This is a genomic window from Actinomycetospora straminea, assembly GCF_028737255.1.
In the GTDB taxonomy this organism is placed as follows: Bacteria; Actinomycetota; Actinomycetes; order Mycobacteriales; family Pseudonocardiaceae; genus Actinomycetospora; species Actinomycetospora straminea.
Genome location: NZ_JAQZAN010000002.1, coordinates 116278 through 129019, shown reverse-complemented (window position 1 = coordinate 129019; position 12742 = coordinate 116278). Strand labels below are relative to the sequence as shown.

Here is a 12742-nt window from a genome sequence, read left to right as displayed (position 1 = left end):
CCGGAACTCCCTGCCCGGTCGGGGGCACGGTGGGGGCCGCAGCGTGTGCCGGACCGCCGCCGCGCGGATAGCCTCGGCACAGTGATCGTGACGGCGGCGGTGGTGCCCCACCCGCCCCTGCTCGCCGCGGAGCTCGCCGGGACCGCGGCGGCCGAGACGGCCGCGCTCCGCGACGCGTGCCGCGCGGTGGCGCTCCGTCTGGCCGCGGCCGGCGAGCGCTGGCTGGCCGTGGGCGCCGGCCCGGCGGCGTCGGCGTACCCGCCGGGCACGTGCGGCACCTTCGCCGGCTTCGGCGCCGACGTCCGCGTCGCCCTCGCCGGTCCCGCCACCCCCGAGGCGGACCCCGCCCGCGCGCCCGACCCGGAGCTGCCGCTGCCGGTGCTCGTCGCCGGGTGGCTGCGGGGCCAGGCCGGGCCCGCCGGCGACGCGGTGCGGATCGACGCCCGCGTCCTGCCGCGCGACACCACCCCCGAGGACGCTCGGCGGGCGGGGGAGGACCTCGCCGCCGCCGACGGCCACGACGTCCTGCTCGTGCTCGGCGACGGCGCCGCCACCCACACGGCCCGGGCCCCCGGCGCCCTCGACGAGCGGGCGTGGCCCTACGACCGGGTGGTGGCCGACGCCCTGGCCGCGGGGGACGCGGCGGCGCTCGCGGGCCTCGACCCGGCGCTCTCCGACGAGCTGCTCGTCGCCGGTCGGGTGCCGTGGCAGGTGCTCGCGGGGGCCGTGCCGCGCCCGGCCTCGGCGCGCCTCGAGCACACCTCGGCGCCGTACGGGGTCGCGTACCACGTGGCGGTGTGGGAGCTGGCAACCTCGACCGCGTGACCCGTCCGATCGCCCTGCTCGGCCCGACGGCGACCGGCAAGTCCGACCTCGCCCTCGACCTCGCCGAGGAGCTGGCGCGCCGGGCACCCGGGGCCGAGGTGGTCAACGCCGACGCGATGCAGCTCTACCGCGGGATGGACGTCGGCACCGCGAAGCTCCCGCCCGAGCACCGGCGCGGGGTGCCGCACCACCTGCTCGACGTCCTGGAGGTCACCGACACCGCCACCGTCGCCGCCTACCAGCGCGACGCCCGGGCCGCGGTCGACGCGATCCGCGAGCGGGGGCGCGTGCCGCTGGTGGTGGGTGGGTCAGGGCTCTACGTCCAGGCGGTGCTCGACGACCTCGACTTCCCGGGCACCGACCCGGCCCTGCGCGCCCGCCTGGACGCCGAGCTGACCGAGGTCGGCGCGCCGGCGATGCACGCCCGCCTCGCCGCCCGCGACCCCGACGCCGCGCAGACCATCCTCGCCAGCAACGGGCGGCGGATCGTGCGGGCGCTCGAGGTCGTCGAGCTCACCGGGCGCCCGTTCGCGGCGAGCCTCCCGCGGCCCGGCACCCCGCGCCACGACGCCGTGCTCGTGGGCCTCGACCGCGACACCACCCGGCTGGACGAGCGGATCGCGCAGCGGGTCGACGGGATGCTCGCGGGCGGGCTCGTGGAGGAGGTCCGCCGGCTCGCCGGTCGGGGGCTGCGGGAGGGGGTCACGGCGTCGCGGGCGGTGGGCTACCGCGAGGTGCTCGACCACCTCGACGGCGCGATCGACCTCGACGAGGCCCGGCGGCGCACGGTCGTCGCCACCCGGCGGCTGGTGCGCCGCCAGCGCTCGTGGTTCCGGCGCGACGCCCGCGTGCACTGGCTCGACGCCGACGCCCCGGACCTCGTGCGCGCGGTGCTGGCCCTCGTGGACTGAGTGCCCGGGTCCGAGATCAGCAGGACGCCACGCACCTCGGGGCGTCCGCGGAGGTGCCTTTCGGCCTCCTGATCACCCCGAGGTGGTGGCGGGGGAGGTGGTGGCGCCGCCCTACCGCTCCGCGGCGAGCGACACCGTCGGCGCGTCGAGCCCGGCGCGGGCGTGCCGCCCGGTGGCCGCGAGGTCGGTGACCAGGGCGACGTCCCGGTCCTGCGGGCCGGTGGTGCCGCCCAGCGCCTCGACGTGCGGGGTGCCGCGCCACTGCACGACGAGCAGGTGCGGGCGCCCCGCCGTCGCCGCGTCGAGCGTGTAGACCCCGTCGGCGCCGGCGACCGCGCGCCCCAGCTGGCGGCCGTCGGCGTCGACCAGCGTCAGCACCGCGCCCGGCGCTGGTTCGCCCTCGTGACGCACGGTCCCGCGCAGGGCGGGACGGCGCAGGCGCACCGTGTCGGCGCCGGTCGCGCCGGTCCCGGCCTCGTGCCGGGCGGCGGGCGCGATCTCCTCGACGTCGATCGTGCGGCGCAGGGGCACCTCGTGCAGGAACAGGATCGCGATCAGCGCGATCAGCGCCAGCGGGGCGGCGACGAGGAACAGGGTGGCGATGGCGTCGCCGTACGCGTTCTCGATCACCGTCCGCACCGGGGCGGGCAGCGTCGCGAGGTCCGGGATCTGCCCACCCGACACGCCGGCGCCCGGGAGGCCGAGCGCGGCGAGCCCGGAGCTGATCGCGCTCGTGACCTGGGTGGACAGCAGCGCGCCCAGCGCGGCCACGCCGGCGGCGCCGCCGAGCGAGCGGAAGAACGCGACGGTGGAGCTGGCCGCACCCATCTCGCTCATCGCGACCTGGTTCTGCACCGCGAGCACGAGGTTCTGCTGGGTCGCGCCGACCCCGACGCCGACCATCGCCATGAACACCGCGAGCACGCCGTAGGGGACGGTCGCGCTGACGAACAGCCCCTCGCCGAGCAGGCCCAGGGTCAGCAGGACGCCGCCGCCGACGAGGTAGGGCTTCCACCGGCCGTGGCGGGTGATCAGCTGGCCGACGATCGTCGACGCCAGGAACAGCCCGGCGATCATCGGGAGCGTGAGCAGGCCGGCCTCGGTGGCCGTCGCGCCGCGGGCGAGCTGGAAGAACTGCGACAGGTAGACCGTGGAGCCGAACATCGCGACGCCGACGAACAGGCCCGCGACGGTGGCCAGCGCGACCGTCGGGTTGCGGAACAGGTGCAGCGGGACGATCGGCTCGCGCACCCTCGACTCGACGACCACGGCCAGCACGAGGGCGAGCACGCCGCCCCCGACCCAGGCGACCGACGACCACGAGCCCCACGCGAACCGGTGTCCGGCGAGCGAGGTCCAGATGAGCAGGGCGGACACGCCGGCCGCGATGAGCACGGCGCCGACGTAGTCGATGTGCACCTCGCGCTCGACGGTCGGCACCGTCAGCGTGCGCTGCAGGACGACCAGCGCGACGACCGCGATCGGCACGGTGACGTAGAAGCACCAGCGCCAGCCGATGGTGTCGACGATGACGCCGCCGATGAGCGGGCCGCCGACCGTCGCCACGGCCATGATCGCGCCGAGGTAGCCGGAGTACCGGCCGCGCTCGCGCGGCGGGATGATGGCGGCGATCACGACCTGGGCCAGCGCCATGAGCCCGCCCATGCCGAGGCCCTGGATCACGCGGAAGCCGATGAGCTCGGCGGTGCCCGTCGTCAGGCCGCAGAGCATCGAGCCGACGATGAACAGCGTGATCGCGATCTGGACGAGCAGCTTCTTCGAGAAGAGGTCGGCGAGCTTGCCCCAGATCGGCGTCGACGCGGTCATCGCCAGCAGCGACGCCGTGACGACCCAGGTGTACTGCGCCTGGGTGCCGCCGAGGTCCGCGAGGATCCGGGGCAGCGCGTTGGACACGATCGTCGAGGACAGGATCGCCACGAACAGGGCCATGAGCAGCCCCGACAGGGCCACGAGGACGTGGCGGGTGGCGGGGGCCGTCGAGGGGGCCGTCGCCGTCGGCGAGGACATGGAGGTTCTCCGGGAGGGGAGCGAGGGGTGGTGGGGCCGGACCGGCGTCGGGTGCGGGCCGGGCGTCACGGACCGGGGGCGGGCGCGTCGCGCAGGCCGTCGGCGAGCAGGTCGATGACGCGGTCGACCACGCCGGCGAGGTCGCCGTGCTCGTCGGACTCGAGCCAGCGGGTGGTGGCCACACGCATCGCCGCCATGACCGCGGCCGCGGTGACCGCCGGGTAGAGGTCCGTCGCGTCGAGGCCGGTGCGCTCGGCGAGGATCGCGGTGAGGCGGCGCTCCGAGGCGGCGTAGGCCGCGAGCTGCTGGGGCACCAGCGACGGCTCGGACTTCACGAGGCGGGCCTGGGCGATCCACTCCCGCGAGCGGGGGGCGTCGCCGAGCATCGCGCGCATCACCGCGCGCACCGACTCGAGCACCGGCTCGCCCGCGGGACGGGCGGCGAGGCGCTCGCCCATGTCGCGCGCCCGCTCGACGTCGGCGGCCACGACCGCCTCCTCCTTCGACGAGAAGTAGTTGAAGAAGGTGCGCGGTGAGACGTCGGCGGCCTCGGCGATCTGCTCGACCGTGACCTCGGCGAGCCCGTGGGTGACGGCGAGCTCGAGCGCCGCCGCGCCGAGCGCGCGCCGCGTCCGGAGCTTCTTGCGCTCGCGCAGTCCCGTGGTCACGACGACCACTCTAGGCCGATCTTGCAGTCTCTGCATATTTGCGGAGTGGGAAGTTGTGCAGCTCACGCAGGGACGCGGGCGTCGCTACGCTGGACGTCGTGGAGTTCGTCAAGGGGCACGGCACCGAGAACGACTTCGTGGTGCTCCCCGACCCCGACGGCGTCGTCGACCTCGACGACGGCCTCCTCGTGCGCGCGCTCTGCCACCGCCGCCGGGGGATCGGGGCCGACGGGGTGCTGCGCGTGGTCCGCACCGACACGCCGGTCGCCGCCGCCGCGCAGGTGGACGGCGGCGAGGCGACCTGGTTCATGGACTACCGCAACGCCGACGGCTCACTGGCCGAGATGTGCGGCAACGGCATCCGGGTCTTCGCGCGCTACCTCGTCGCGGCCGGTCTCGTCGCCCCCGGCGCCCACCCCGTCGCCACGCGGGCCGGGACCCGCTGGGTGACCGTCGACCACTCCGGCCCCGTCACCGTCGACATGGGCCCGGCCGAGCTCGGGCCGTACTCCACGACGGTCGTCGGTGGCGTCGAGCTGGACGGTGTCGCCGTCGACGTCGGCAACCCGCACCTCGCGTGCGTGACCACCACCGATCTCGAGGGCCTCGACCTCGCCCGGCCGCCCCGCTACGACACGTCGCTCTTCCCGCGCGGGGTCAACGTCGAGGTGCTGACGCCGCTGGCCGACGGGGCGGTGCGGCTGCGGGTGCACGAGCGCGGGTCGGGCGAGACGCGCTCCTGCGGCACGGGCACCGTCGCCGGGGCCGTCGCGGCGCTGCACGCCGTCGGCCGGGGCACCGGCACCGTCACCGTCGACACCCCCGGCGGCACCCTGCTCGTGGGCGTCGACGGGGCCACGACCTCGCTGACCGGGCCCGCCGAGCTCGTCGCGCGCGGGACGTGGGGCGCGCCGGTCGCCGCGGGCGTCTGACCCCCGCCAGGCGCATTCCGGTGGTCCTCGCCTCGCCGCTCGTGGAACCATGGACGGCGACATGACAGAACCCGCACCGCAGGACCCCCGCACGCCGACGACCCGCGTCCCGACGGGCCGCCGCGACCGCAGCAGCGACATCCGGCTCGGCGCCCCGCTCGACGCCCCGTCCGACGCCGCGTCCGCCGCCTCCGAGGACGAGCGGCACGGCGAACCCACCGGTGGCGCGCTCGACCTCGAGGAACGCACGAGCCTGCGGCGCGTCCCGGGGCTCACCGGGTCGTCCACCGAGCTCACCGACGTCACCGAGGTCGAGTACCGGCAGCTGCGCCTCGAGCGGGTCGTGCTCATCGGCGTGTGGACACAGGGCACCGCCCGCGAGGCCGACGCCTCGCTCGTGGAGCTGGCCCGCCTGGCCGAGACCGCGGGCTCCGAGGTGCTCGACGGCCTCATCCAGCGCCGCCAGACGCCCGACCCCGGCACGTTCGTCGGCTCGGGCAAGGTGGCCGAGCTGCGCGAGACCGTCCAGGCCACCGGCGCCGACACCGTCATCTGCGACGGCGAGCTCTCGCCCGGTCAGCTGCGCAACCTCGAGGAGAAGCTCAAGGTCAAGGTGGTCGACCGGACCGCGCTGATCCTCGACATCTTCGCCCAGCACGCGAGCTCCCGGGAAGGCAAGGCCCAGGTCGAGCTCGCCCAGCTGCGCTACTTCCTGCCCCGCCTGCGCGGCTGGGGCGAGTCGCTGTCCCGGCAGGGCGGCGGCGCCGGCGGTGGTGGCGGCGCGGGTGGCGGCGGCGTCGGCACCCGCGGTCCCGGTGAGACCAAGCTCGAGACCGACCGCCGCCGCATCCACCGGCGCATCGCCAAGCTGCGCCGCGAGATCGAGGGCATGTCGACGGTCCGCGACACCAAGCGCGGGCGCCGCCAGCGTCGCGCCGTGCCGTCGGTCGCGATCGCCGGCTACACCAACGCGGGCAAGTCGAGCCTGCTCAACGCGATCACCGACGCCGGGGTGCTGGTCCAGGACGCGCTGTTCGCGACCCTCGACCCGACGACCCGGCGCTGGGAGACCGAGGACGGGCGCGAGGTCACGCTCACCGACACCGTCGGCTTCGTGCGCCACCTGCCCCACCAGCTCGTCGACGCCTTCCGCTCGACGCTGGAGGAGGTCGCCGACGCCGACCTGCTGCTCCACGTCGTCGACGGCTCCGACCCGTCGGCGCAGGACCAGATCGCCGCCGTCCGCCAGGTGATCGGCGAGCTGGAATCGCCCGCGCCGCAGGAGCTGCTCGTCGTCAACAAGGTCGACGCCGCCGAGCCGATGGCGCTGGCCGAGCTGCGCGGGGCCCTGCCCGGCGCGGTGTTCGTCTCGGCGCGCACCGGCGAGGGGCTCGGGCGGCTGCGGGCACGCCTCGCCGAGGAGCTGCCGCATCCCGACGTCGAGCTCGAGGTCGTGCTGCCCTACACCGAGGGCGGGCTGGTCGCCCGGGCCCACTCCGACGGCGAGGTGCTCGCCGAGCGCCACACCCCGGAGGGCACGGTGCTGCACGCCCGGGTCGACGAGGAGCTCGCGGCCGCCCTGCGCGCGGCCGCGGTCGACCCCGCCCGCGTGCCCTGAGCGTCGCCGCCTGCCGGCTCGCCCTCGTCCTGTTGGCGGCCGTCGGTCTGGTGGGGGTCCTGCTCGCCGTGCCCGGGGTGGCCGCCGCGGACCCGCAGGTCCGGTGCACGCTGTCGGACCCGCGGCTCGCCGAGGCGTCCGGGCTGGTCGCGGGCCCGGGAGACGGCTACGAGGTCGTCGACGACAGCGGCAACCCGAGCACCGTGTACCGGCTCGACGACGGGTGCGCGGTGGTCGGCGAGACCGCGGTGTCCGTGCAGGGCCGCGACGTCGAGGACCTCGCCCGCGGCGCCGACGGGTCGCTGTGGCTCGCGGACATCGGGGACAACAATCGCCGGCGCGCGACGGTGGCGATCCTGCGGGTGAGGCCGGACGGCACCACGGTCACCCGGTTGACCTACCCCGACGGCGCGCACGACGCCGAGTCGCTGCTGCTGCCCGCCGACCACCGCCCGGTCATCGTCACCAAGGACCTCGGCGGGCGCAGCGGCGTCTACGTCGCCGCCGAGCCGGTGGGCGGGGGCGGCACGGGGACGCTGCAGCGGGCCGGCGAGGTCGTCGTGCCCGGCGAGGCGATCTCGACGCTGGGCTCGGGCAGCTACACCGGCGGCGCGATCTCCGCCGACGGCCGGGTCGTCGCGCTGCGGACCTACGCCGACGCCTGGCTGTACCCGGCGCCCGCGGGGACGGCGACGGCCGAGGACGTCGTGGGCGCGCTGCGCGGGGCGCCGGTGCGGGTGCCGCTGCCGGGCGAGGTGCAGGGCGAGGCCATCGCCTTCGCGCCGGACGGGACCCTGCTCACCACGAGCGAGACGCCCTCGGGGCAGCCGGCGGCGCCGCTGCACGCGGTACCGGACGCGGTGGGGCTGGTGGGGGACGGGCGGGCAGGGTCGGGTGCGGGAGCCGCGCCCGTCCCGGCGGCCACCCCGGCCGGAGAGCCTGCCCGGGCCGGCGTGCCCGAGCCCCTGCGCAGCATCGGCCTGGTCCTCGCCGTCGCGGTGGGCGCGGGCCTGCTCGTGGGCGTCGTGGCGCTGGTGCGGCGGCGGGCGGGGTGAGTCGCAGCGAACGCCCTATCGGCGTGCTCCCCTGGATTCGCTGCTTCTACGCGCGCGAAGGCCCCGTTCGCTCCGGCTGCTCGGGCTCCGGCCGGTCGGTGAGGGGCAGGGTGAGCAGGGCCGCGAGCGCCGGGCCGGCGATGAGCACCGCGAGGGCGAGCGTGGTGCCCCGGTGGTCGGCGAGGGCCCCGAGCGCCGGGGACGCGAGGCCGCCCGCGCTGACCGCGAGCCCCAGCGTCACCGACGCGGCGAGCCCGAGGTGTCCGGGCAGGTATGCCTGGCCGAGCGTCGTGTGCACCGGGACGGGGACGCCGAGGGCCGCGCCGAGCAGGCCCGTCGCCGCGAGCGCCAGCACCGGCGACGGCGCGAGGAGCGTCGCGGCCAGCAGCGGGACGGCCGCGACGTACGACCCGCGCAGGACCGCCGTCCGCCCCCACCGCCGCGTCAGGGCGCTGCTCGCGACGGTCGCGACGGCCCCGGCGCCCGTGAAGATCCCGAGGGTGGCGGCCGCGAGCCCCGGGCCGAAGCCGAACCGCATCGTCAGGTGCACGGCGAGGAAGGCGCTCAGGCCGTAGAAGGCGACGGACCGGGTGACGACGACGCCGGTCAGCCAGCCGAAGCGCCGCCAGTCGTCGCGGCCGGTGCCGGCGACCGCCGGCGCGCTCGCGCCGCTCGTGGTCGCGGGCCCGGGACGGCGCCTCGGGAGGAGCCCGACCAGAGCGGCGGCCGCGGCGGGCAGCGCGAGCAGCGGCGTCGCCGCCAGCCCCAGCCCGCCGACCACGGCCCCGACGGCCGCGGGCCCGACGGCGAACCCGGCGAGCCCGCCGACGGTGAACCACCCCATGCCGCGGTCGCCGGTGCCGGTGAGGTGCACCGCGCGCGCCGCCTCCGGGTGGTAGGCGGCGACCCCGAGGCCGGAGAGCAGGACCGCCGACCACGTGGCGACGTACGAGTCGACGAGCCCGACGGCGCCGACCCCGGCCGCGGCGAGCAGCATCCCGAGGATCCGCAGGTGGGGAACGCGCCGGCGGTCCGCGAGCACCCCGAACAGCGGCTGCGCGACCGACGACAGCACGGTCGCGGCGAGGACGATCCCGCCCGCCCGGGTCAGGTCCCAGCCGCGGACCGCCACGAGCGCGGGGACCAGCGCCGGCACCGCGCCCTGGTAGAGGTCGTCCACCCCGTGCTCGACGGCGAGACCCAGCGCCCGGCGACGGCCGGTCACCGAGGAGTCTCGCCGAGCAGGCTCCGCAGCTCCTGCTCGCACGCGTCGAGGTAGCCGCGGGTCGCCGCGGCCGCCGCGTCGGGGTCCTGCCGGGCGATCGCCGCGACGAGCGCGTCGTGCTCGCGGGCGGTGTCGACACCGGAGCCGGGGTCGGCGCTCTGCTGGGTGAAGGTGTCGTGGACGCCCTCGGCGAGCGCGTCGAAGACGCGGGCGAGCACCGGGTTGTGGGTGGCGGCGACGACGGCGCGGTGCAGCGCGAGGTCGGCCTCGGCCCACTCGCCGGTCGCGCCGCAGGTGCGGGCCTTGCGACGGTCGGCCGCGGCCGCCTCGATCACCAGGAGGTCGTCGTCGGTGCGGCGCAGGGCCGCGAGCCGGGCCGCCTCGATCTCCGGGCCGCGCCGCGCCTCGTAGACGTCGCGCGCGGCGCTGCGCGCCAGGCGCAGGGACCAGGCGTCCTCACCGGACCGCGGGGTGGCGACGAACGTTCCTCGGCCCTGCGCGACCTCGAGCAGGCCGTGGTGCGCCAGGGCCTGCACGGCCTCGCGCACCGTCGAGCGCCCGACCTCGAGCTCGGCGGCGAGGTCGGTGACCGCCGGCAGCCGGTGGCCCGGCGGCCAGTCGCCGCGCTCGATCGGCGCGCTGAGCGCGTCGATCACCTGCTCCACGAGCCCGCCCCGCCGTACCGGCCGCACTGCCACCCCTCAGGTCATCTGATGACCTGAACGCTAGGTCGCACCGCGCCGCCGGGCAAACCGGGGCGCGGGCGACCGGAGCGCCTACAGTCGGCGCAGGACCGCGACGACCTTGCCCAGCACCGTGGCGTCCTCGCCGGGGATGGGCTCGTAGTCGACGTTGTGGGGCAGCAGCCAGATCCGCCCGTCCTTGCGCTTGAACGTCTTCACCGTGGCCTCGCCGTCGATCATCGCGGCGACGATCTCGCCGTTGTCGGCGACGGGCTGCTGGCGCACGACCACCCAGTCGCCGTCGGTGATGGCGGCGTCGACCATCGAGTCGCCGGCGACGCGCAGGAGGAACAGCGACCCCTCGCCGACCAGCTCGCGCGGCAGCGGGAAGACCTCCTCCACGGCCTGCTCGGCGAGGATCGGCCCACCGGCGGCGATCCGGCCGACGACCGGCACGAAGGTCGGGGCGGGCCGGTCGGCGCGGATCTCCTCGGTGTGGTCCGGCGCCTCGGTGCCGGCGCCCTCGAGCTCCTCGGGCAGTCGCACGTCGAGCGCGCGCGGGCGGTTGGGGTCGCGCCGCAGGTAGCCCTTCTTCTCGAGCGTGCGCATCTGGTGGGCCACCGAGGACGTCGAGGTGAGCCCGACCGCGTCCCCGATCTCGCGCACGCTCGGCGGGTAGCCGTTGCGCTCGACATGGTCGCGGATGACCTCGAGCACCTTGCGCTGCCGCGGCGTGAGCCCGGGCGACGCGTCGGCGTCGGCGGGCTCCGGGAAGGGGTGGACCCGGGCGGCGACGACGGCGTCGGTCGCCACCGGCTCCTCGGGGGCGTCCGGCCCCTGGGGCGTGCGTGCCATCGCCGTGTCCTTTCCGACGTCGTCCCGCGGCGCCCGGGAGGTCGCCGCGCCCGCCGGGGTGGCGGGGGGTTCGACGGCGAAGCTAGCGCCGAGCACCGACGGGATCAAACACGTGTTCGAACGACACGCCGGTCGATTCGTCGACGTTGTCGGGGGTCGATGCTAGACATCGCACACGCGTTCGATCGAACGCGTGTGCGAGTCGAGGAGGTCGACATGTCCGTGGGGACGACCGGTCCGCAGGGCCGCTGCGACGTCGAGGTGCCGGGTGCGCGCGAGGAGGCCGGGGGTGCCGCGGGCGCCGTGGGCGCCGTGGGCGCCGGGGGTCCGGTGGGTGTCGGCGGCCCGGTGTCCCCGGCGCACCCCGCCCTCCGTCCCGCCGGGCGCCCGCAGCCCGCCGGCTCCCGCCCCGCCCGCCCCGCCGGCCTCGGCGACGTCCGCGGCCCGGTCCGCCCCGCCGGACGGCGCAGCCCGGCCGCGCTGCCGCCGGTCCGGCCGCGGGTCGCGGGCGGGGGTGCGGCGCGCCGCGTCGAGCTCGTGCCGGCCGTCGCCCCCGCGGTGCTGCGCCGTCGCCGGGTCGCCGCCGTGGTGGTGCTGGGCGTCCTGCTCGGCGTGCTGGTCGGGGTCCTCGCCGGCCTGGTCGTCCCGTCCACCGCGCCCGGCGCCGCCCCGACGCCGGTGCCCGCGGGCACCACCGTGGCCGTCGTCGGCGCGGGGGAGTCGCTCACCGACGTCGCGGGCCGCGTCGCCCCCGGCGCCGACACCGACGCGGTGGTCACCCGCATCCGCGAGCTCAACGGGATGGAGGGCGCGTCGTCCCTCGCCCCCGGTCGTCCCCTCGTGGTGCCCGCGGCGGGCTGAGCCCGCCCAGTGGCCCTCCCGCTACCGCGCGCCCGTGTCGGGCGCGCCACCCACTCGGGCACCGCCCGCCCCCCGTTCCCCACCGGGAGGCCGCCCGTCCGGACGTGACGCCCGCTCGGCGCCCCGGTGTCCGGGCACCGTCCGGGGAGTTGCATCGCGAGTCCGCGCGTCGCTACCGTCCCACCCCAACATCTAGTGGTTACACTGGTGTAGTTAGTCCACAGCTTGTGCACACCGGTGAGGGACTCTCCACAGGGTCCTCCACCGCACGACGGTGGTGCTCCACCGGTCGGACCGCTCGATCCACGGACCGGGCCCGACGATCCCCAGTTCCGTCCCCAGGGGCGGCGGGGACCCGGGCGACGATCCCCAGGGTCGGACGGTGATCCCCAGGGATGGGGACAACCCGACCGGCGGGGCGACGACGAGGGAGGGGGAGTCCGACATGCGGTGCCCGTTCTGCCGGCACGCCGATTCCCGTGTCGTCGACTCGCGCGAGGCGGACGAGGGGCAGGCGATCCGGCGACGCCGGTCGTGCTCGTCGTGCGGCAAGCGCTTCACCACCGTCGAGGAGCCCGTGCTCGCCGTGCTCAAGCGCAGCGGGGTCACCGAGCCGTTCAGCCGCGACAAGGTCGTGCGCGGCGTGGCCCGGGCCTGCCAGGGCCGTCCCGTCGACACCGATGCACTGGCCCAGCTGGCGCACCGGGTCGAGGAGACGATCCGCGCCGCGGGTACCGCCGAGGTGCCCAGCCAGGAGGTCGGCATGGCCATCCTGGGGCCGCTGCGCGAGCTCGACGAGGTCGCCTACCTGCGGTTCGCCAGCGTCTACCGCAACTTCTCGTCGGTGGCGGACTTCGAGGCCGAGATCGCCGATCTGCGCAGCTCGCGGGAGGGCCCCGGCTCTCCCGACGGCACCCAGGACGGCACTCCGGACGGCACTGTCGGGGGTCGGCGCGACACTGCAGGGGCGAGGGCGGGCGAGGCGGCGAGGGACGCCGCGGGAGCACGGGCCGGGGACTGACGGTCGGGGAATCACAGTGACGACTCGGAGCGTGGGGAAGCGCCGCCGGCTCGCCGCGAA

Annotated in this window: 11 protein-coding genes and 1 pseudogene; 7 read left to right on the top strand and 5 right to left on the bottom strand. The window is 76.7% G+C overall.

Features of this window, described 5'->3' with window-relative positions; translation table 11 throughout:
• Window positions 1–81 precede the first annotated feature (81 nt).
• Both PH190_RS03850 and miaA read left to right on the top strand, forming a co-directional pair.
• Entirely contained in the window at window positions 82–825 is a 744-nt protein-coding gene (locus tag PH190_RS03850; RefSeq protein ID WP_274230176.1) for a class III extradiol ring-cleavage dioxygenase family protein, read from the top strand.
• Window positions 822–1736: a tRNA (adenosine(37)-N6)-dimethylallyltransferase MiaA gene (gene miaA / locus PH190_RS03845; protein ID WP_274230175.1), complete on the top strand. Its 915-nt coding sequence runs from the start codon at window positions 822–824 to the stop codon at window positions 1734–1736. Before PH190_RS03850 ends, miaA begins: the two co-directional genes overlap by 4 nt.
• Window positions 1737–1847: 111 nt before the next feature.
• On the opposite strand, the gene PH190_RS03840 is transcribed toward miaA, so the two are convergent.
• On the bottom strand, window positions 1848–3764 hold the full coding sequence (locus PH190_RS03840) for an MFS transporter (protein ID WP_274230174.1): 1917 nt from the start codon (window positions 3762–3764) through the stop codon (window positions 1848–1850).
• Window positions 3765–3829: 65 nt separating this feature from the next.
• A complete protein-coding gene (locus PH190_RS03835; protein WP_274230173.1) occupies window positions 3830–4432 on the bottom strand; it encodes a TetR/AcrR family transcriptional regulator in 603 nt (200 codons plus the stop codon).
• Window positions 4433–4521: 89 nt separating this feature from the next.
• Here PH190_RS03835 and dapF point away from each other — a divergent pair, with 89 nt between their 5' ends.
• From dapF to PH190_RS03820, 3 genes are all read left to right on the top strand, one after another.
• Window positions 4522–5364, top strand: a complete 843-nt coding sequence (gene dapF, locus PH190_RS03830) for a diaminopimelate epimerase (RefSeq protein ID WP_420791582.1) — start codon at window positions 4522–4524, stop codon at window positions 5362–5364.
• A 61-nt stretch (window positions 5365–5425) separates the two neighbouring features.
• Window positions 5426–6982, top strand: a complete 1557-nt coding sequence (hflX, locus tag PH190_RS03825; protein ID WP_274230171.1) for a GTPase HflX — start codon at window positions 5426–5428, stop codon at window positions 6980–6982.
• 32 nt (window positions 6983–7014) lie between these two features.
• Entirely contained in the window at window positions 7015–8037 is a 1023-nt protein-coding gene (locus PH190_RS03820; RefSeq protein WP_274230170.1) for an SdiA-regulated/phytase-like domain-containing protein, read from the top strand.
• A gap of 46 nt (window positions 8038–8083) precedes the next feature.
• Here the strand turns inward: PH190_RS03820 and PH190_RS03815 are convergent, their stop codons facing one another.
• From PH190_RS03815 to lexA, 3 genes are all read right to left on the bottom strand, one after another.
• Window positions 8084–9262, bottom strand: a complete 1179-nt coding sequence (locus tag PH190_RS03815) for an MFS transporter (protein WP_274230169.1) — start codon at window positions 9260–9262, stop codon at window positions 8084–8086.
• Complete coding sequence (locus PH190_RS03810; RefSeq protein WP_274230168.1) at window positions 9259–9927, bottom strand: FadR/GntR family transcriptional regulator; 669 nt, start codon at window positions 9925–9927, stop codon at window positions 9259–9261. The genes PH190_RS03815 and PH190_RS03810 overlap by 4 nt, the downstream gene beginning before the upstream one ends.
• 111 nt (window positions 9928–10038) lie before the next feature.
• Window positions 10039–10800: a transcriptional repressor LexA gene (gene lexA, locus PH190_RS03805; protein WP_274230167.1), complete on the bottom strand. Its 762-nt coding sequence runs from the start codon at window positions 10798–10800 to the stop codon at window positions 10039–10041.
• Between the two features lie 216 nt (window positions 10801–11016).
• On the opposite strand from lexA, the gene PH190_RS03800 reads away from it, so the two are divergent.
• Both PH190_RS03800 and nrdR read left to right on the top strand, forming a co-directional pair.
• Complete coding sequence (locus PH190_RS03800; RefSeq protein ID WP_274230166.1) at window positions 11017–11661, top strand: hypothetical protein; 645 nt, start codon at window positions 11017–11019, stop codon at window positions 11659–11661.
• Window positions 11662–12106: 445 nt separating this feature from the next.
• Window positions 12107–12547, top strand: a pseudogene (gene nrdR, locus PH190_RS03795) (transcriptional regulator NrdR); the annotation flags it as partial.
• Window positions 12548–12742: the final 195 nt, after the last annotated feature.

Bases quoted from the DNA above. Each gene is read 5' to 3' on its own strand.
- PH190_RS03840 (WP_274230174.1), bottom strand. From the start codon at position 3,764: ATGTCCTCGCCGACGGCGACGGCCCCCTCGACGGCCCCCGCCACCCGC.
- hflX (WP_274230171.1), top strand. From the start codon at position 5,426: ATGACAGAACCCGCACCGCAGGACCCCCGCACGCCGACGACCCGCGTC.
- lexA (WP_274230167.1), bottom strand. From the start codon at position 10,800: ATGGCACGCACGCCCCAGGGGCCGGACGCCCCCGAGGAGCCGGTGGCG.
- PH190_RS03800 (WP_274230166.1), top strand. From the start codon at position 11,017: ATGTCCGTGGGGACGACCGGTCCGCAGGGCCGCTGCGACGTCGAGGTG.